This window comes from Halorutilus salinus, assembly GCF_026242195.1.
GTDB lineage: Archaea > Halobacteriota > Halobacteria > Halobacteriales > Halorutilaceae > Halorutilus > Halorutilus salinus.
Genome location: NZ_RKLV01000007.1, coordinates 26,856 through 44,548, shown reverse-complemented (window position 1 = coordinate 44,548; position 17,693 = coordinate 26,856). Strand labels below are relative to the sequence as shown.

The following is a 17,693-nucleotide window of genomic DNA, read 5'->3' as shown; positions in this document are numbered from 1 at the left end:
GTGCCGTCTGACCGAGAGATCCCGTCCGACCGAGAGATCCCGTCCGACCGAGAGATCCCGTCCGACCGAGAGATGCCACCTGACCGAGAGACGCCGTCCGGACGTACCATGGCAGAAAGTATATGAGTCTTCCCGGCGTAAACGTAGTACGAGAAAACCTTTTGTGATTAAAAAATGAGCGACCCCCACGACGAGAACGGAGACGCTCAGGACGACGGTGAGGTGTCTGAGCGCGAAGTGAACGAAGTTCCCGAAGAGATCGACGGCAACGGCACCGGCACGGACGAGAACGTCGAAGCCGAAGCCGACGCCGTCGACGAGGTGGAGAAGGAGTCGACGAACGGCGAGGACGACGAGACGGAGCTTCTCGACAACCCCGAGGACGACGAACTCGGCGGTCTCGACATAGAGACGACGGCGGATATCAGCGTACCCGACGACCTGATCGATCAGGTAATCGGACAGGAGCACGCCGTCGACATCGTACGTAAGGCGGCGAAGCAGAAACGCCACGTCATGATGATAGGTTCGCCGGGTACGGGTAAGTCGATGCTTGCGAAGGCGATGGCTGAGATGCTCCCGCGCGAACAGCTTGAGGACACACTCGTCTACCACAACCCTGAGGACGGAAACAAGCCCAAGGTACGTACCGTACCCGCGGGCAAGGGCAAGGAGATCATAGATTCGCACAAGGAGGAGGTGCGTAAACGCGACCAGATGAGGACGATACTGATGTGGATAATCATCATCGGTATCGTCGCGTACTCGTTCCTCGTCCGTCGTTTCCTCCTCGGCATCATCGCCGCAGGTGTCATATTCATAGCCTTCCGGTACCTTCAGAACGACTCCGACGCCATGGTTCCGAACCTGCTTGTCGACAACTCCGACAAGGAGACCGCACCGTTCCGTGACGCCACAGGTGCTCACGCGGGCGCTCTCCTCGGCGACGTTCGGCACGACCCGTTCCAGTCGGGCGGTTTAGGAACGCCGTCACACGACCGCGTCGAGGCTGGTGCGATACACGAGGCGCACCGCGGCGTCCTGTTCATCGACGAGATGAACACGCTCGATATACGTAACCAGCAGAGCCTGATGACGGCGATACAGGAAGGCAGGTACTCCATCACGGGTCAGAGCGAACGTTCGTCGGGAGCGATGGTACAGACCGAGGACGTACCCTGCGACTTCGTCATGGTCGCCGCGGGCAACATGGACGCGATGGAGAACATGCACCCCGCGCTACGTTCACGTATCAAGGGGTACGGTTACGAGGTCAACATGAAGGACACGATCGAGGACACGCCTGAGGTTCGGCGCAGGTTCGCGCGTTTCGTCGCTCAGGAGGTCGACAAGGACGGTAACATACCCCATTTCGACCGCGACGCCGTCGCCGCCGTGATCAAGGCGGCACAGCGCAGAGCAGGGCGTAAGGATCACCTGACGCTCAAGCTACGCGACCTCGGCGGTCTCGTACGCGTGGCGGGCGACATAGCCGACGACGAGGGCGTCGACCTCGCAACCAAGGAGCACGTGCTTCAGGCGAAGAACCGCGCACGCTCGATCGAGCAACAGCTCATGGATCGACATATCGAGCGCAAGCAGGACTACGACATGACCGTGAGCCAAGGCGGTATGGTCGGACGCGTAAACGGACTCGCCGTCATGGGCGAGGACTCGGGACGCGTCCTGCCCATCATGGCGGAGGTCACCGAAGGAAAGGGCGAGGTCATCGCCACGGGCAAGCTACAGGAGATCGCGGAGGAGTCGGTCGACAACGTGAGCGCGATCATAAAGAAGATCACGGGCAAGGACGTTACGGAGATGGATGTCCACGTCCAGTACATACAGACGTACGAGGGCGTCGAAGGCGACTCGGCGAGTATAACGATGGCGACTGCGATAATCAGCGCCCTCGAAGATGTCGCCGTGGATCAGAGCGTGGCGATGACGGGTTCGCTCTCCGTACGCGGCGACGTCCTCCCCGTCGGAGGCGTGACGTACAAGATAGAGGCGGCGGCGAAGGCGGGTATGGACAAGGTCATCATACCCGCGGTCAACGAGCAGGATGTGATGATAGAGGACGAGTACAAGGAGGAGGTGGAGATAATACCCGTCAGCCATATCTCCGAGGTACTCGACCACGCACTCGTCGAACGCGACGGAAAGAAGGGCGTCCTCGACAAGATAAAGAACCTCGCAAGCGAACTCGACGTAGACACGCCGAAGGGACAGGGACAGCCGAGTCCTCAGTAGTTCGCGGCGTTACTCTTCGAGGCTGTCGAGTAGCCTGTCGAACACGAGAACCGCAACCTCGTTCGTGAAACGTTCGACTGTTTCGCCGTCGCCCGTGTCGACCGTGGCTTCGATATCCTCGCCTTCGGGGTTACGTAGACGGCACGTCGCGCCGTCGCGCTCTATCTCGTCCGTATGCTCGTCGACGAGATGGCTGTGAAGCGGCATACGCGCCGTCGAAACGTCGCAGTAGGGGCAGTCCATTACGAACGTTCTACGAGAGCGTCGAAGTGTTCGGGCGCTTCCTCGCTCAACGCGTACGTCAGCGCGAGACGGACGACGGCGTCACGGTCGTACTCCGGCGGTTGTTGGGCACCGACCGCACCGCGTACCGCCTCGCCGACTTCCTCTATCTCACCCGTGTCCTGTAGTGCGAGAAGGAAGGCGCTCAGACCGGGGTCGTCGGCGGAGACCGAACGAGGGTCGACGCCCGTCTTCGCGCGCTCCGAACGTTCCGCGAACGCCTCGGCGAACGCGTCCGACGGTGTCGGCTTTCCGCCCGCGTCCGTCTCGTCCGGCGTTTCTTCCGTCTCTGTCTTCCCGTCGCTCGTGTCTTCGTCGTCCTCTTCTTCCCCCTGTTCATCTTTCATTTCTTCCACGTCGCCCGCGTCCTCCCCCTTCTCTTCCTCCTTCTTTTCTTCCTCTCCTCCGTCAGCGCCTGAGCCGCCGTTCGTATCAGCCGAGATACGGTCCGCGCCCCGTGTCTGTTCCCTGAGTTCGTCGATCTCTTCGTCGTTGTCGGTCATAGACGTTCAAGAAGTTCCTCGGCGTTCTCCATAAACGCTTCGCGTGCGCGCTGAGCCGTCCCTGTCGACGCGTTCGACGCGAACAGCGTCTCGCCCCTGTTCGCTGAGTTCCGAACCGCCTGACTCCGCGGTACCTGCGTCGGCGCGACGACCTCAGGATACTCGTCCTCGTACTCCTCGGTAAACTCCTCCGAGAGACGCGTCCGTGAGTCCGTCTTGTTCAGAATCAGCATCGAAAGAGAGAGGTCGACGCCGAACGACTCGGAGATACGCCGCAGGTCGTCACGTAGCCGTCCAGCCTGACGCGCCTCAAAGGGTCCCGCCTCGACGGGGACGACGACGTTACGCGCCGACCAGAGACCGTTGTAGCTGACGTTGTTTGTCGAACCCGGAAGGTCGAAGAAGACGAAGTCGTAGTCCATGGGTTCGATATACTCGTTCACGAAGCTGTCGAGGCGCGAGTACCTGCGCTCCGTCTCCTCTATGTCGTTTAGCTCCGTATCCAGACCGTCGAGTCCCGGATGCGCGGGTATGAGATCGGGACCCTCGCCCGTCTCGAAGATCATGTTGCCGACAGCCTCCTCGTCGCCGAGCTTGCCCGCGATACGCCCCCACTGCTCGCGGAAGACGGTCGATATATTGGGCCAGTCGTCCTCCTCCTCGATACGCGCGCGGTACTCGTCCCAGACGCCGAAGTTCTTTGCGAGGTCAGCCTGCTTTCCCGCAAGGTCGATCAGAAGCACGTCGCGTCCGAGTCGATCGAGCGCGACGCCGAGATGTGCCACGGTCGTCGTCTTTCCCGTCCCGCCCTTGTCGAGGAACGTAGCCGCGCGTAGGGTTTCGCTCATGCCGAACCGTCGCGGCGCATACGTATAAAGCCTGATGGAAATTCGAGGTTTTATATGCCCGACTTACCAACGACGAACACGAATGTCAAGCAGACAGGTTTCGAAGTCGGGACGCGGAAAGGACTGGTACACCGTGCTCGCTTCGCAGGAGTTCGACCGCGCCGAACTCGGTGAGACGCCCGCAGACGAACCCGAGACGCTCCACGGACGTACCGTGGAGACGACGCTCGGCGAGATCACGGATGACTTCTCCGAGAACAACACAAAGGTCAAGTTTCAGGTAGAGGAGGTCGGCAAGGACGCCGTCTACACGCGTTTCGTGGGTCACGAACTCGCGCGCGACTACGTGCGTTCGCTCGTCCGCCGGGGTACGTCGAAGATAGGCGACGTTATCACCGTCCGAACCACCGACGACTACCGTGTACAGCTACAGCCCGTCGCGTTTACGGCGAAGAAGGCTGACGACTCGCAGGAGAAGAGTATCCGTCGGCGTATGAACGCGATGGTCAGGGAGAAGGGCGAGGATCTCACCTTCGAGGAACTCGTCGACGCCGTCGTCGAGGGACGCCTATCGAGCGCCGTCTACAACGAGGCTAAGGAGATCTACCCCGTCCGCAGGGTCGAGGTGCAGAAGACGAAGGTCGCCGCCACGCCCGAACAGGTTCACGAAGAGGAAGAGGTCGAGGCTTAGTCGCTGTTCTCGGATATATCCACGGTTCCGTCCTCGACGCGTTCTATACGCCACGTTCCGTCGCCGCTCATCTCGCTACCCGATACCGTCTTCCATGTACCCTCCGCTACCGAACCGTCCTGAGAGTACTCGCCCTCGAAGTTGAACTCGATCCCCGTGAGACCGAATGCGTTGACAGCGCCCGTGCCGTTCGTTTCGCCCGTCCGCGTTCCCACCTCGCCTTCGAGGTATCCCTCGGAGACGCTGTCCCCCTGAGCGGTCGCAACCACACGCCCCGTCCCAAAGTTGACCTCGGCGCGTATCTCACCTTCAACCGGGACGTTCGTCGGTCCCCCTCCTCCGGAGAACTGACCCACGTACCCGACGGTGTCGTTGCCCTCGATCGCGGGCGGTTCGAACTGACCTTCGGGCGTCGCGCCTACCGCGCTAAGCGCAACGCTCGTCGTGGTCTGGGGGTAGACGAGGTAAGCGCCCGAAACCGCGACGAGCGACAGAACCATGAGACCTATGACGGTCTTCTTTAGCCCCCCTTTGGTAACGAAGTCGAATATAGCCTCGAATATGTCCCCGAATGTAGGCATTACTCCCCCTTAGGGAGGGGTGTCAATTAAGCTTTTCCCGCGAAGATCCGTTGTTGGCTACCCTACGACGAGAGCCTGTCTAACCGAATAGCTCGCCGAGACCTTCCGAGGCGTCTTCCTCAGCCTCTTCCTCGTCAACCTCCTCGGCTTCTTCTTCGGCTTCGTCTTCCTCGGCTTCCTCCTCGGCACCGGCTTCGTCGGTCTCTCCGCCCTCCGGCGTGGCACCGCCGCCTCCGCCGCCCGCGCCTCCTGCGGGTGCGACAGCCGCCTGTTCGACGGCGTCGTCTATATCAACGTCTTCGAGCGCCGCGGCGAGCGCCTTGACACGGCTCTCGTCGACATCGACGCCTGCGGCTTCGAGAACGTCGGTTACGGTGTCTTCGGTGACCTCTTCTCCTGCGTTGTGCACTGTAAGTGCGGCGTATAGGTACTCCATCTTTTCTCCTTGTGTCGTTGTGTCTTGTCTGTGTTAAACAGTTTCCGGTTTTCTCAGAACAGGTTGCCCATGCCTTCGGAGACCTCCTCGTCGTCGTCCTCTCCGTCGGCTTCTTCGGCTTCGCCCTCGCCCGCGTCCTGTTCGTCGTCCCCATCCTCGGTCTCGTCGTCGGCTTCCACCTCTTCTTCGTCTTCCTCCGTTTCTCCGCGCGCGGGTGCCTCGACGCCCTTGAGTTCGTCGGGTAGTGCGTCGTCGTCGAGGTTAGACGCGAGAGCGCGTACGTCGGCGTCCGCCTCGGCGAGGAGGCTGTCGAGAACATCGGGTTCGTAGACGCCCGCCTCGATACCGACTGCGAGAGCGTCGGTGTACGCCTTGGAGATAAGCGCGTCGCGTGTCGTTTCGTTGACCACGCCCGCGTTGACACCGAGGTTGAACGCTCCACCGACAGCGGTTTCGAGGTCGGCGCGGTACTCGTCTATATCGATATCGAGCGTATCGGGTTGGAGTACGGTACCTTCGTCCTTCTCGACGAGCGCGCGCAGGTCGAGACCCACCTCAAGAGGCTCTATATCGAGCTTTGAGAGCGCCTCGGCTATCTCAGGCGTCGCCTCGTCGCCTTCTTCGAGTACGACGGAGTCCTCGGTGACCTTTATGGAGCCTTCCTCGATACGTGCGCTGATACCCGCCTGCTGTAGATCGCCCACGACGGGACCGGGGTCGAACCCCGTGTCTCCTTCGGGGACGACGACCTCGTCGGTCGCCTCCTGTCCGGCGCTTATGGGCGCGGAACTCTTTCCTTCCTCTATCTTTCTGTAGAGCGAGAACGGGTTGTCGTCGGTCAGAAGGAGACCCGTCTGTCCCTCGACGTACCCGACGAGTCCTTCGAGGCCTTTCTCCTCAAGCGCGCGGCGCATCAACGTGTTACGTCCGACGCGCACCTCCGCAGAACCGTGGAGGTTACGGCGTATCTGCTGGAACTGTTTCGAGGCGATACCCTCGACGTTTACGATACCGACGGCGTCGTGTTCGTCTATGAGACGCTCGAACTCGTCTATCTCGTCGCGTTTCCATTCGGGTATCTCCTCCGTAAGCTGTGGCGTCATGCTACCTCCATGGCGGGACCCATCGTTGTCTTGACGTAGACGGAGTCAAGGTTTAGCTCACCCTTTTCGAGGTCGGCGGTGAGCCTACGCAGAACAGCCTCTATGTTGTCGGCGAGCTCCTCCGTCGCCATCTCTTCCGTCCCTACGGTCGTATGGAACGTCCGGCGGTCTCCCGAACGGAGGGCGACAGTACCCTTGAGACGTTGAACCTCTTCCACTACATCGTCGTCTGGTTCGACGGGCGACGGCATCTTACCGCGCGGACCCAGTATGGTACCGAGGTAACGACCGATGTCCTGCATGTAATCCGTCTCGGCGATGAAGAAGCTCATCTCGTCTGCGAGATCCTTCGCCTCGTTCTCGTCGTCGGCGAGGTCTTCGAGTTCGTCGGGACGTATCACACGATCCGCAACGTCCTCGGCTCGAACCGCTGTCTCACCGTCGGCAATTACTGCGACACGTGTATCCTGTCCCGTTCCTTCGGGAAGGACGAGCTCCATGTCGACGCGGTTGTCTGGCTGACTCAGGTCGAGATCCCGCAGGTTGATAGCGAGGTCGACCGTCTCGTTAAAGTTCCTCTCCTCACGTTCGGAGAGGGCTTTCTCTACTGCTTCGTCTGTATCCATTGAAACACCTCCGTAGTGCGGCGTTCCGCCTTCTACGGACTTACGGATGGGAGATGGGCGACGGACAAAAACCCACCGAAAGCCGTCTGCGTCGGCGAAGGTTATATGTGACGACCGTTCGTAACCTATGTCATGAGATTCCCTGCTTCCGAACAGGTAAGTAGCCACGAGTCGAGCTTCGAGGCGGCTCACTCGGAGGTCCGCAAGAAGGGGTTCACCGGAACGCTCGTGCTCGACGCCGTCGACGGGAACGGTGTCGCCGTCTACCTCGACGGCTGGCTCGTCTACGCAAAGTACCGTGGTGCGTCGGAGGAGTGGGGTCAGGACGCGCTGGAGGCGATGAAGGACAGGTCGGGTGAGATCGACAGGCACGCGTCGCGCCGCGACCCCGTCGAGATGTTCCGTACCTACATGAGCTACATAGGACGCCAAGAAGGTCTCGTCTCCGTACACCACACCGACGAGGTAGAGGTTCCCAAACGTACCATACTCGTGACCGAAGGGGGGAGCCTCGAAAAGACTGAGGTACCGCCCGGAACCCGTATCGGATACTCGCCCGACGAGGAACTGACGCGTAGCTTCTTCTCTGAGAAAGGGATGTCGGGTTACGCGCTTTCGAACGATGAGATCGTGTTCTTCGACGACGGCGAGGAGACGAACCGCGAGAAGTTCAAGGACGACGAACTCTCCATACTCGTACGTATGGAGAGCGAGGAGGCGGGCGCGGCGCTCGAATGCGACTACCTCGACGTCTACACACAGGGTTCGTCCGGCGGTCAGGTCGACATCGAGTTTGATATCGAGGGATGGGAGGTGGTCGAAAGCACCGATGGCGACGGAGGCGGCGGTCTGCTTTCGGGTATACTCGGCGGATAGGCTCAGTCGACGAGTACATCGACTATCTTCGACTCTATCTTACGCAGATGTTCGGAAGCCGTCGAAGGTGCGCATCCGAGAGCATCGGCTACCTCGTCATGTGTCGCCGAACGCGGCACGTCGTAGTAGCCGAGACGCGCCGCGACACGTAGAACCTCGTGCTGTCTGTCGGTGAGGTTCGCAAGCACACGGTCGTCCTGAGGGCTGTACTCGCCCACACGCCGGACATCGACCTTGACGCCCTCAGGGAGGTCGTCAAGAGCCTCGCGCAGTGTTTCCTGTTCGCCTATGACGGTGGCGCGGACGCCCCCGTCGACGAACTCCATCGGCGTGTCTATCATGAGACGACGGTCGTCGACGATAGAGAGAAGACCCACGACGGGCTCCCCCTGTTCGACATGGACGTAGACGTGGTAGGTATCGCCGGATACGTCGATCACGTCGTAGCTCAGTATCTCGTCGCTGTCTTCGAGCGCGCGGTGTAGAACGTCGCCGTCGCCCTCTATCTCGTAAAGCGCCGCCACTGTGTCGTCGCTCAGGAGGTTTATGTGGTGGACGTGTCCGCGTCTTAGGTCGGGGTTGTCGGCTATCATCTCCTCGACAGGATGGAACGTGCCGTCCGAAGGCGAAAGAACCAGACTCAGGTATCTCATCGGTACCGGATACGCGGTGCGCCCGGATAAGAGCCGCGGACGGCGTTTCCCGAACGTACGTCCATCCTTTCTCCACGGTTCCTTCGTGCGTGGCGAAAAAGGATTGTTCTTCCGGCGTCTACGGTAAAGTATGCAACCCGTTGTATTCGTACACGGATTCCTCGACACTTGGTACGCGCCTTGGTGGGGACGGATGGCGAAGCACGTGGAGAACCTTGGTCTCGTACCCGATGAGATACACGCCGTCGACAAAGGTCTCGTACCCGGAACCACCGTACGGTCGCCGCGCGACTACGCCGAACTCGTCCGTGAGGAGGTCGAGAAGGCGTACGACAGACACGACGAACGCGTAAACCTCGTCGGACATTCGATGGGAGGACTCGACTCACGGTGGTACGTCGAGCAGTTGGACGGCGACGAACTCGTCGACACTGTCGTGACCCTCGGCACGCCCCACCACGGTACGCTACTTTCACGGTGGGCGTTCTTTACGCCCGGAGGGCGCGACATGACGATGTCGAGCGACCTGATACGTACGTTAAAGAACGACGGTGTCGCCGACGGCGTCGAGTACGTCGCGGGGTGGAGCACGTCGGACGAACTCGTAAAGCCCAAACGGAGCGCCAAACTGCCGTCTCAGAGGGAGAACGTCACCAACGTCAACCTCGGACCCATGAGCCATTTCGAGATACAGTGGAGACGGTCGGCGTTCGACAAGTTCGCCGGGTACCTGAGAAGCGAAGGTTGAAGCCGTCGGGCGCGCTTTTTCGCACATGGAGATACGCGGAGAACGCGAATGCCTCGACTGCGGCGAGACGTGGAGCTACTTCGAGACGCGCGAACCCGCGTGTCCCGAATGCGGAAGCCTACGTAGCCGCGCCGTGGAGGACGCCGACGAGGACACAGCGGGCGCTGTCGAGACGGCTGATCTTCTGACGCGTTTCGGAACCGACTTCGACGCGGCTCTCGAAGAGGTGGAGGAACGTTGCAGAGAGTACACGTCGCGCGCCGGGTTCGTCGAGGGCGGCGAACTCCTGCCGCCGTCGCCCGTCTACGTCATGGCGTGCGAGGTGAAGCACGTCTCCGCTGAGTTTGTGGGCGAGCGCGAGCCGACGGACGAGGAGCGCGAGTACGTCGTGGCTCTCGTCGAGGGCGTCGGGAAGGGTGAGCCACCGGGGACGGACGAACGTCCTGAGACACTCGAATCCGCGCACCGTCGTGCCGTCGCCGAGACGGTCGAGGAGTACGCCGTAGAGCTTTCACGTTACAGCCGTACGGTGGGCGAAACCGACGCGCGCGTGGAGGAGGCACGCGACCTCGCCAAACGTACACAGGCGACCGACGGCGACGCCGACGACGCCGTCGAGGGTCTACGTCTGCTCCGTGACGTGTACGACGATCTTACTGCGTCCGAGGCTTAGTCGTCCGCGCCACGGAGACGCGCCGCCTCGACGGTGTTCCGAAGAAGCGCCGCGACGGTCATAGGTCCGACACCGCCCGGTACGGGTGTGATAGCGTCCACCTTCTCGCTCACCTCGTCGTAGGCGACGTCGCCCACGAGTTCGTCGTCGACACGGTTTATGCCAACGTCGACGACGACGGCGTCTTCGCTCACCATGTCGGCGGTTACGAACCCCGGTACGCCAACCGCCGCGACGACGATATCCGCGGTGCGTGTATGCTCCGCAACGTCGTCGGTGCGCGAGTGACAGACCGTAACGGTTGCGTTCACGTCGCGCGAAACGAGCAGGGAGGCGAGCGGCTTTCCCACGATGTCGGAACGCCCGACGACGGTGACGTCCGCGCCTTCGAGTTCGACGCCGTGCTCGCGTAACATACGTACGACGCCCTTGGGCGTCGCGGGCACGAAACGCGGACGCCCTTCCATGAGGAGACCTTTGTTGTACGGATGGAAGCCGTCGACGTCCTTCTCCGGCGCGACGGTTCCGAGCGCGCGATCCTCGTCGACGCCGTCGGGAAGAGGTAGCTGGACGAGTATACCGTCGACATCTTCATTGTCGTTGAGTTCCTCGACGGTCGAAAGGAGTTCGTCCTGTCCTGCGTCGGGTTCTATACGTACTGTCTCGGAGTCGATACCCACCTCGTCCGCCGCCTGCCTCTTCATACGTACGTACGTCTCGCTCGCCGGGTCGTCGGTCATCAGCACCGCTACGAGCTTTGGCGTACGTACCATACGGTCGACCTCGTTCGTCACCTCGTCACGTACGCGCCCGGCGATTTCGTCGCCTTCTATTATATCCGTCATGGTGGATGGTTCGTCGGCGACGGATTGAACCTAACGGTAACGCGGCGACTCACGGACGAGTGAGGAATCAACCTCCTCGACGGACGTGCGCCCCGTCAGACCGAGCGTGAGGTCGATGTCGGCGCGCAGGTTCTTGACGACCTCGCGCACACCGTCCTCGCCCGCAAGCCCGAGTCCGTAGACGTACGGGCGTCCGAGCATAACGGCGTCGGCGCCGAGCGCGAGAGCCTTGAGGGCGTCCGCGCCCCGTCGAACGCCGCTGTCGAAAAGAACCGTCTCGTCTTTGAGCGCCTCGGCGACGCGCGGGAGGGCGTCAAGCGCACCCGTCGCGCCGTCGACCTGTCTCCCTCCGTGGTTGGAGACGACGACGCCCTCCGCACCCGCATCGATAGCCGCGATCGCGTCCTCCGGCGTCAACAGCCCCTTGACGACGACGGGTAGGTCGGTGGAGTCTACGGTACCCGCGAGCGTCTCAGGCGTGAAAGACGCGTCTGAGAAGATGTCGATGAAGTGCCGTATGGCGGCGAACTCGTTCTCCTCCGGCGTGTCGTCGAGTGAACCGCGGAAGACGGGGTCGTTGAAGTAGTTGGCGAGTCCCTCGGCGTCAAGAAACGGCAGGTAGGCGTTCTCGATGTCGCGCTCGCGCCATCCGAGAAGAGGCGTGTCGACGGTCACGACGACACCGGTGTACCCCGCCTCCTCGGCGCGGTGTAGAAGGCTTCGGTTGAGCGCCTCGTCGGTCGACGGGTAGAGCTGGAACCACCGCGGCGGTGCGTCACCCTCGGCGCTGTCATTGGCTTCTTCGGCGACCTCTTCGATCGTATGCGACGAGACGGTGCTCAGGACGAACGGAACGTCGAGCGACGACGAGGCTCTCGCAACCGCCGTCTCCGCGCCTTCGTGAACTATCGACAGGACGCCGACGGGTGCGAGAACGAAAGGGACATCGAGTTCGTCGCCGAGTACGGTCGTCGAGAGGGCGCGCTCGGAGACGTCGTTCATCAGGTTGGGGACGATACGCCACCGGCGGAACGCCTCGCGGTTCTCGCGCGCCGTGTCCTCCTCACCCGCGCCGCCCTCGACGTAGCCGTACGCCTTGTCGGTCATCTCCTCGCGAGCGGCTTCGCGTAGCTTCTCGTACGACGGCGGAACGTCGGGCGTCTCCCCCGCGGCTCCGGCGATGTAGACGTCGCGCTGTCTGTCGGTACCGTGGTCGGGCATGGATCTGTTTCGGGGGCGCGACGGAAATAGGTAAGCCTACTTCACACGTGTTCCCGGCTCCGACACGCCCGCGGTCGTCAGTAGGTCGGCGTCGTCGCCCGCCGCAAGGAGCATCGCCTCGCTGTCGTAGCCGAAGATCGTCGCGGTTTCGAGGTTGGTGACGACGATGACGCGTTCGCCGACGAGTTCGTCGGGCGCGTGCAGACCTTTCAGACCCGCGACGACCTGACGCGTCCCGTCGCCCACATCGACGTTCAGGAGGAGGAGCGAGTCGGAGTCCTCGACGGCTTCGGCGCTCTCTACCTGCGCGACACGTATATCGAGTTCGTCGAAACGGTCGAAAGGTATCTCGTCGCCACCGGTTTCTTCGGTCTCGTCTTCCTCGGCTTTCTCACCCTCTCTTTTCTCGTCCTCCTCGGCTTCCTCATCTCCCCCGGCTCCACCGTCTTCCTCAGCCTTTTCTTCCCCACCTTTCTCGTCCTCGTCTTCTCTTCCGTCTTCCTCGTCCCTTCCGTTTTCCTCATCCTCTTCCTCGTCGCCTATACGTTCCTGAAGACGTTCCTCTAGGGTCTCTATCTTCTCGTCCTCGACCTGTTCGAACAGATGTTCGGGTTCGTTCAGTCCGCCGTCGACGGCTTCGAAGGCTTCATCGACCGTCGCGGCGTGTACGTCACCTTCATCGAGCATCGCCCAGACGCGTTCGGCGGCGGAGGGCATCACGGGTTCGAGTAGGAGCGCCGACGCCTTTGCGACGGCGAGGCAGTTGTACAGGACATCGCCGGCGCGATCCTCGTCCTCGTCGAGTAGGTTCCACGGTTCGTTACGCTGTATGTACTCGTTCCCGAACCCCGCGAGCGCCATACCTGCCTCTGCAACCTCCTTGACGTTGTACGCCTCGACGCCGTCCTCGAAACGATCGACCGCCGTCCCTATCTCGTCACTTACCTCGTCCTCAAGCTCTCCGTCGGGAGCACCGTCGAAGCTGTCGTGGGCGAGAAGCGCCGAACGGTAGACGAAGTTGCCGAACGTATCGACGAGTTCGTTGTTGACACGTTCCTGAAACAGCGACCACGAGAAGTTTAGGTCGTTCTCGAAGCCCGTGTACGAGACGATGTAGTAACGTATGAGGTCGGCGGGGAAGCCCTCGTCGAGGTAGTCTTCGTCGAGCCAGACGGCGCGCCCGCGTGAGGTTGAGAAGGCGCTGTCGTTTATCTTGACGAGACCTGACGCCATCACAGCGTCGGGTGTCGAGTAGCCCGCGACGTGGAGCATCGCAGGCCAGAAGACGCAGTGGTGCTGTATGATGTCGCCCCCTATCACGTGGACTATCTCCGACGAACCGTCGCGCCAGTAACGTTCCCACTCGTCGCCGTCGCCCGTCCGTTCCGCCCAGTCCTCCGTCGACGCGATGTACTCGATCGGGGCGTCGACCCAGACGTACAGCACGAGGTCGGTGTCTCCGTCGTCGTCGGGGTACGGCACGCCCCAGTCGAGGTCGCGCGTGATACACCAGTCCTGCAATCCTTCTTCTATCCATCCTTTCGGCTGGTTACGTGCGTTCGAGGTTCCTTCGAGGTCGTCGACGAAGTCGCTCAGGAAGTCGCGGAGTTCGGAGAGCGCGAAGAACCTGTGCGTCTGTTCGACGTACTCGGCGGGCGCGCCGGTTATCTTAGAGACCGGATCCTCGATGTCGCCGGGTTCGAGATGCCGTCCGCATTCGTCGCATTCGTCGCCGCGCGCGCCTTCCTCACCGCAGTACGGACACGTGCCCTTGACGTACCTGTCGGGGAGTGTACGATCCGCTTCGGGGTCGTATGCCACCATCATCTCGTCCTCGTAGACGTAGCCGTTGTCTTCGAGAGCGCGGACTATCTCCTGCGTACGCCGGAAGTTCGTGTCGTCGTGCGTGTTGCCGTAGCTGTCGAACTCAACGTCGATACGTGGAAACGTCTCCTCGAAGTATTCGTGGTACTCGGTTGCGAGATCCTCGGGTTCACGCCCCTGTTCCTCGGCGTTTACGACGATAGGCGTACCGTGCATGTCGCTCCCTGATACAAACGTCACCTCGCGTCCCTGCTTACGTAGTGCGCGCGTGTACGTGTCGCCGGGTATGTAGGTTCGTAGATGTCCGAGATGCGCCTTCCCGTTCGCGTAAGGAAGAGCGCACGTTACGAGCGTGGGCGTGTCTTCGTCGTCTGTCATAGACACGACTGCGTGCCGACCCATAAAAAAGCCGCCGAAGGTTCGACAGAGACATGCGTGTGTGCCGAGTACCTCTTACCGATGAAAGGCGCTGTCGTGGACGTTGACGGAACCGTTCTGCGCGGCGAATCCGTCGTCGAAGGCGCGCGCGAAGGTCTCGACGCCTTACGTGACGCGGGCGTCCGTACGGTCTTCGTCTCCAACAACCCTACGGTGACGAGCCAAGGACTTGTCCGCCGTCTCGGACGCACGGGCGTCGAAACGGACGGGGGATCCGCGGTCACCTCGGCGACGCTGACGGCGCGGTACGTCGACGCCAACTGCGCCCCGCCCGTCCATGTCACGGGTGAGTCCGCCGTCGTGGAGGCGTTGAGAGACAGGGGTGTGGCGGTCACACGGAACCCCGACGAGGCAGAGACAGCGATCGTCTCCGTAGACCGCTCGTTGGATTACGACGACATACGTGATGCGTTCGAGGCGGCGCGTACAGCCGAGGAGTACGTCTGCACCGACCCCGACTCCGTGGTTCCGACCGGCGACGGGGAGATACCGGGTTCGGGCGCCGTGGAGGCGGCGGTTTCGCGCGCCGTAGGACGTGAACCGTTCGTCGTCGGCAAGCCGTCGGGTTACGCCGCGCGCGCCGTCCTCGGTACCGTCGGCACGTCGCCCGACGAAACCGTCTTCGTAGGCGACAGGCTCGATACGGATATAGCGTTGGGCGAGAACGTCGGCGCTGTCACGGCGCTCGTCCGTACGGGTGTGACGGAGGACGCCGACCTGCGCTCGTCGTCTCATACACCCGACCATGTGCTCGGAAAGCTCTCCGAGATCGGTGACCTGCTCTAACGAAACCGTTATGTTTCGCCTAAAGGTTTGTTAGACCGAGATGACAGAATCAGTCCTGTGGTTCGACGAGGTGGACAAGGACAACGTCGATTCCGTAGGCGGGAAGGGTGCGTCGCTCGGAGAGATGGCTAACAAGGACTTCCCGGTTCCCGGCGGGTTTATACTGACAGCACAGGCGTACCGTCGTCTCCTGCGCGACACGGGGATAGAGGAAGAAATCGAAGCCGCGCTCGATATCGATACGGAGGACTCCGACGAACTCGAAGAGGCACACGAACGCGCCGTGGAGCTGATACGCGGTGCGGGTATGCCCGACGAGATGCGTGACGAGATAGAGGCGGCTTACGAGGAACTCGGAGACGGAGAGTTCGTCGCCGTACGGTCGTCGGCGACCGCCGAGGATCTGCCCGACGCCTCGTTCGCGGGACAGCAGGAGACATACCTCAACGTCGAAGGCGTAGACGAACTCGTCGAACGCGTAAAGGACTGCTGGGCGTCGCTGTTCACCGAGCGCGCGATCTACTACCGTGTCGAGAAAGGCTTCTCGCACGAGGACGTAAACATCGCCGTCGTCGTTCAGCGCATGGTCGACGCCGACAAGAGCGGCGTCGTCTTCTCGTCCGACCCGTCGACGGGCGAAGGGCGCGCCACCGTGGAGGCGGCATGGGGTCTCGGCGAGTCGGTCGTAAGCGGCGGCGTGACGCCCGACAACTACGTCTTCGACCGTGAGACGCGCGAGGTCGTGACGGCTAACGTGGCGTCGAAGAAGCTCATGCATGTCAAGGATACGGCGACGGGTGAGACGGTCGAGAAGGAGGTTCCCGACGACCGGCGTAACAAACGCGTCCTAACCGACGACGAGATCGTACGTGTTGCGGAGGTCGCCGAACGTCTTGAGGAGCATTACGGCGCACCGCAGGATATAGAGTGGGCGATACACGACGACGAACTCTACGTTCTACAGTCGCGCCCTATAACCACCATACAGGAAAAGGAGGAGGACGGGGGGGTCGTCCTCGAAGGTCTAGGCGCGTCGCCGGGTCAGGCGAGCGGTAAGGTTCGTATCGTACGTAAGCTGGACGAGATAGACCGTATCGAGGAGGGCGACGTCATGGTGACTGAGCAGACGATGCCCGACATGGTACCCGCTATGAAACGGTCGGCGGCGATAGTCACCGACGAGGGCGGTCTTACGAGCCACGCCGCGATCGTCTCGCGCGAACTCGGTAAGACGGCTGTCGTGGGAACCGGAAACGCCACGACGGCGCTCGAAGACGGCGATACGGTCACCGTCGACGGCGACAGAGGCAGAGTGACCAAGGGGGCTGAGGAAGAGGCTGAGGACGACGCACCCGAGCCTTCGGAAGACGAGACGACAGCCGCGCCTCAGCCCGTGACGGCGACCGATGTCAAGGTCAACGTCTCCATACCCGACGCCGCGGGGCGCGCCTCGGAAACGGGTGCGGACGGCGTCGGTCTCCTGCGTATGGAGCATATGGTGCTCAACCTCGGTAAGACGCCCTCGAAGTACGTCGGCGACCACGGCGAGCGCGCGTACATCGACCGGATCGTCGAGGGCGTGCAGGAGGTCGCTGAGGAGTTCTACCCGCGTCCCGTACGTGTACGTACGCTCGACGCGCCGACCGACGAGTTCTGTAACCTCGAAGGCGGCGACGACGAACCCAAGGAGCACAACCCGATGCTCGGCTACCGGGGTATACGCCGTGCGCTCGACGAGCCGGATATATTCGAACTCGAACTCCGCGCCTTCAGAAAGCTGTACGAACTCGGCTACGACAACGTCGAGATCATGCTACCCCTCGTCAACGACGCCGACCAGACAGCCGAGGCGCGTAACCTCATGGAACGCGCAGGTCTCGACACCGACGAGATAACGTGGGGCGTCATGGTAGAGACCCCCGCGAGCGCCATGGTAGTAGAGGATATCGCGGACGAGGGCGTCGACTTCGTCTCTTTCGGCACCAACGACCTGACACAGTACACGCTTGCCGCCGACCGTAACAACGAGAACGTCTCCGATATCTACGACGAGACGCATCCGGGTGTTCTCGCTCTCATGTCGCGCGTAATCGATGTATGCGATGAACGCGACGTACGTACGAGTATCTGCGGTCAGGCGGGTAGTAACCCTGAGATGGTCGAGTTCCTCGTCGAGGAAGGTATCACAAGCGTCTCGGCGAACATAGACGCCGTCGCCGACGTACGGCGACGTGTCGCGCGCGTCGAAAAACGGCTTATGCTCGACCACGCACGCCGGAAAGAATAGACAGCCTCTTTTACCGCCC

The 17,693-nt window shown here is 61.7% G+C and carries 18 protein-coding genes; 7 read left to right on the top strand and 11 right to left on the bottom strand.

All coding sequences use genetic code 11. The features are described from left to right. The first annotated feature begins 174 nt into the window (after positions 1-174). A complete protein-coding gene (gene lonB / locus EGH25_RS08065; RefSeq protein ID WP_266087457.1) occupies positions 175-2,253 on the top strand; it encodes an ATP-dependent protease LonB in 2,079 nt (692 codons plus the stop codon). Between the two features lie 9 nt (positions 2,254-2,262). On the opposite strand, the gene EGH25_RS08060 is transcribed toward lonB, so the two are convergent. The 3 genes from EGH25_RS08060 to EGH25_RS08050 are packed head-to-tail and all read right to left on the bottom strand — an operon-like array spanning position 2,263 to position 3,886. Continuing rightward, on the bottom strand, positions 2,263-2,496 hold the full coding sequence (locus EGH25_RS08060; RefSeq protein WP_266087455.1) for a hypothetical protein: 234 nt from the start codon (positions 2,494-2,496) through the stop codon (positions 2,263-2,265). After that, positions 2,496-3,038, bottom strand: coding sequence for a DUF8115 family protein (locus tag EGH25_RS08055; RefSeq protein WP_266087453.1), 543 nt, complete (start codon positions 3,036-3,038; stop codon positions 2,496-2,498). The genes EGH25_RS08060 and EGH25_RS08055 overlap by 1 nt, the downstream gene beginning before the upstream one ends. Next, positions 3,035-3,886 carry a ParA family protein gene (locus EGH25_RS08050; RefSeq protein ID WP_266087452.1) on the bottom strand — a complete coding sequence of 284 codons (852 nt, stop codon included), beginning with the start codon at positions 3,884-3,886 and terminating at the stop codon, positions 3,035-3,037. Before EGH25_RS08050 ends, EGH25_RS08055 begins: the two co-directional genes overlap by 4 nt. An 82-nt stretch (positions 3,887-3,968) precedes the next feature. Between EGH25_RS08050 and EGH25_RS08045 the strand changes: the two genes are divergently transcribed. After that, entirely contained in the window at positions 3,969-4,577 is a 609-nt protein-coding gene (locus tag EGH25_RS08045) for a 30S ribosomal protein S3ae (protein WP_266087451.1), read from the top strand. Here EGH25_RS08045 and EGH25_RS08040 read toward each other — a convergent pair. From EGH25_RS08040 to EGH25_RS08025, 4 genes are all read right to left on the bottom strand, one after another. Next, positions 4,574-5,158 (bottom strand): hypothetical protein, encoded by a 585-nt coding sequence (locus EGH25_RS08040; protein WP_266087450.1) that lies wholly within the window; start codon positions 5,156-5,158, stop codon positions 4,574-4,576. The genes EGH25_RS08045 and EGH25_RS08040 overlap by 4 nt on opposite strands. 79 nt (positions 5,159-5,237) lie before the next feature. Further along, positions 5,238-5,594 (bottom strand): 50S ribosomal protein P1, encoded by a 357-nt coding sequence (gene rpl12p / locus EGH25_RS08035; RefSeq protein WP_266087448.1) that lies wholly within the window; start codon positions 5,592-5,594, stop codon positions 5,238-5,240. A gap of 53 nt (positions 5,595-5,647) precedes the next feature. Continuing rightward, positions 5,648-6,697: a 50S ribosomal protein L10 gene (locus tag EGH25_RS08030; RefSeq protein ID WP_266087446.1), complete on the bottom strand. Its 1,050-nt coding sequence runs from the start codon at positions 6,695-6,697 to the stop codon at positions 5,648-5,650. Then, on the bottom strand, positions 6,694-7,323 hold the full coding sequence (locus EGH25_RS08025; protein ID WP_266087444.1) for a 50S ribosomal protein L1: 630 nt from the start codon (positions 7,321-7,323) through the stop codon (positions 6,694-6,696). Before EGH25_RS08025 ends, EGH25_RS08030 begins: the two co-directional genes overlap by 4 nt. A gap of 132 nt (positions 7,324-7,455) precedes the next feature. Here EGH25_RS08025 and EGH25_RS08020 point away from each other — a divergent pair, with 132 nt between their 5' ends. Beyond that, on the top strand, positions 7,456-8,199 hold the full coding sequence (locus EGH25_RS08020) for a hypothetical protein (protein WP_266087442.1): 744 nt from the start codon (positions 7,456-7,458) through the stop codon (positions 8,197-8,199). A gap of 2 nt (positions 8,200-8,201) precedes the next feature. On the opposite strand, the gene EGH25_RS08015 is transcribed toward EGH25_RS08020, so the two are convergent. Further along, the gene (locus EGH25_RS08015) at positions 8,202-8,852 is read right to left on the bottom strand and encodes a helix-turn-helix domain-containing protein (RefSeq protein ID WP_266087440.1); all 651 of its coding nucleotides are present in this window, start codon (positions 8,850-8,852) and stop codon (positions 8,202-8,204) included. Positions 8,853-8,982: 130 nt separating this feature from the next. Here EGH25_RS08015 and EGH25_RS08010 point away from each other — a divergent pair, with 130 nt between their 5' ends. Beyond that, on the top strand, positions 8,983-9,600 hold the full coding sequence (locus EGH25_RS08010) for an esterase/lipase family protein (RefSeq protein WP_266087438.1): 618 nt from the start codon (positions 8,983-8,985) through the stop codon (positions 9,598-9,600). Positions 9,601-9,625: 25 nt separating this feature from the next. Further along, the gene (locus tag EGH25_RS08005; RefSeq protein WP_266087436.1) at positions 9,626-10,273 is read left to right on the top strand and encodes a DUF7117 family protein; all 648 of its coding nucleotides are present in this window, start codon (positions 9,626-9,628) and stop codon (positions 10,271-10,273) included. Here EGH25_RS08005 and EGH25_RS08000 read toward each other — a convergent pair. The 3 genes from EGH25_RS08000 to metG are packed head-to-tail and all read right to left on the bottom strand — an operon-like array spanning position 10,270 to position 14,541. Continuing rightward, on the bottom strand, positions 10,270-11,118 hold the full coding sequence (locus EGH25_RS08000; protein ID WP_266087434.1) for a bifunctional 5,10-methylenetetrahydrofolate dehydrogenase/5,10-methenyltetrahydrofolate cyclohydrolase: 849 nt from the start codon (positions 11,116-11,118) through the stop codon (positions 10,270-10,272). The two genes, EGH25_RS08005 and EGH25_RS08000, sit on opposite strands and share 4 nt — an antisense overlap. A 30-nt stretch (positions 11,119-11,148) precedes the next feature. Then, positions 11,149-12,339 carry an alpha-hydroxy-acid oxidizing protein gene (locus EGH25_RS07995; protein WP_266087432.1) on the bottom strand — a complete coding sequence of 397 codons (1,191 nt, stop codon included), beginning with the start codon at positions 12,337-12,339 and terminating at the stop codon, positions 11,149-11,151. 36 nt (positions 12,340-12,375) lie between these two features. Continuing rightward, complete coding sequence (metG, locus tag EGH25_RS07990) at positions 12,376-14,541, bottom strand: methionine--tRNA ligase (protein ID WP_266087430.1); 2,166 nt, start codon at positions 14,539-14,541, stop codon at positions 12,376-12,378. Between the two features lie 81 nt (positions 14,542-14,622). Here metG and EGH25_RS07985 point away from each other — a divergent pair, with 81 nt between their 5' ends. Then, on the top strand, positions 14,623-15,387 hold the full coding sequence (locus EGH25_RS07985) for an HAD-IIA family hydrolase (protein WP_266087428.1): 765 nt from the start codon (positions 14,623-14,625) through the stop codon (positions 15,385-15,387). Positions 15,388-15,427: 40 nt separating this feature from the next. Further along, entirely contained in the window at positions 15,428-17,674 is a 2,247-nt protein-coding gene (gene ppsA, locus EGH25_RS07980) for a phosphoenolpyruvate synthase (protein WP_266087426.1), read from the top strand. The last annotated feature ends 19 nt before the right edge of the window (positions 17,675-17,693 follow it).

Excerpts from the sequence above, each read along its gene's own strand:
- lonB (WP_266087457.1), top strand. The coding sequence starts at position 175 with ATGAGCGACCCCCACGACGAGAACGGAGACGCTCAGGACGACGGTGAG.
- EGH25_RS08060 (WP_266087455.1), bottom strand. The coding sequence starts at position 2,496 with ATGGACTGCCCCTACTGCGACGTTTCGACGGCGCGTATGCCGCTTCAC.
- EGH25_RS08055 (WP_266087453.1), bottom strand. The coding sequence starts at position 3,038 with ATGACCGACAACGACGAAGAGATCGACGAACTCAGGGAACAGACACGG.
- EGH25_RS08050 (WP_266087452.1), bottom strand. The coding sequence starts at position 3,886 with ATGAGCGAAACCCTACGCGCGGCTACGTTCCTCGACAAGGGCGGGACG.
- EGH25_RS08045 (WP_266087451.1), top strand. The coding sequence starts at position 3,969 with ATGTCAAGCAGACAGGTTTCGAAGTCGGGACGCGGAAAGGACTGGTAC.
- EGH25_RS08040 (WP_266087450.1), bottom strand. The coding sequence starts at position 5,158 with ATGCCTACATTCGGGGACATATTCGAGGCTATATTCGACTTCGTTACC.
- rpl12p (WP_266087448.1), bottom strand. The coding sequence starts at position 5,594 with ATGGAGTACCTATACGCCGCACTTACAGTGCACAACGCAGGAGAAGAG.
- EGH25_RS08030 (WP_266087446.1), bottom strand. The coding sequence starts at position 6,697 with ATGACGCCACAGCTTACGGAGGAGATACCCGAATGGAAACGCGACGAG.
- EGH25_RS08025 (WP_266087444.1), bottom strand. The coding sequence starts at position 7,323 with ATGGATACAGACGAAGCAGTAGAGAAAGCCCTCTCCGAACGTGAGGAG.
- EGH25_RS08020 (WP_266087442.1), top strand. The coding sequence starts at position 7,456 with ATGAGATTCCCTGCTTCCGAACAGGTAAGTAGCCACGAGTCGAGCTTC.
- EGH25_RS08015 (WP_266087440.1), bottom strand. The coding sequence starts at position 8,852 with ATGAGATACCTGAGTCTGGTTCTTTCGCCTTCGGACGGCACGTTCCAT.
- EGH25_RS08010 (WP_266087438.1), top strand. The coding sequence starts at position 8,983 with ATGCAACCCGTTGTATTCGTACACGGATTCCTCGACACTTGGTACGCG.
- EGH25_RS08005 (WP_266087436.1), top strand. The coding sequence starts at position 9,626 with ATGGAGATACGCGGAGAACGCGAATGCCTCGACTGCGGCGAGACGTGG.
- EGH25_RS08000 (WP_266087434.1), bottom strand. The coding sequence starts at position 11,118 with ATGACGGATATAATAGAAGGCGACGAAATCGCCGGGCGCGTACGTGAC.
- EGH25_RS07995 (WP_266087432.1), bottom strand. The coding sequence starts at position 12,339 with ATGCCCGACCACGGTACCGACAGACAGCGCGACGTCTACATCGCCGGA.
- metG (WP_266087430.1), bottom strand. The coding sequence starts at position 14,541 with ATGACAGACGACGAAGACACGCCCACGCTCGTAACGTGCGCTCTTCCT.
- EGH25_RS07985 (WP_266087428.1), top strand. The coding sequence starts at position 14,623 with ATGAAAGGCGCTGTCGTGGACGTTGACGGAACCGTTCTGCGCGGCGAA.
- ppsA (WP_266087426.1), top strand. The coding sequence starts at position 15,428 with ATGACAGAATCAGTCCTGTGGTTCGACGAGGTGGACAAGGACAACGTC.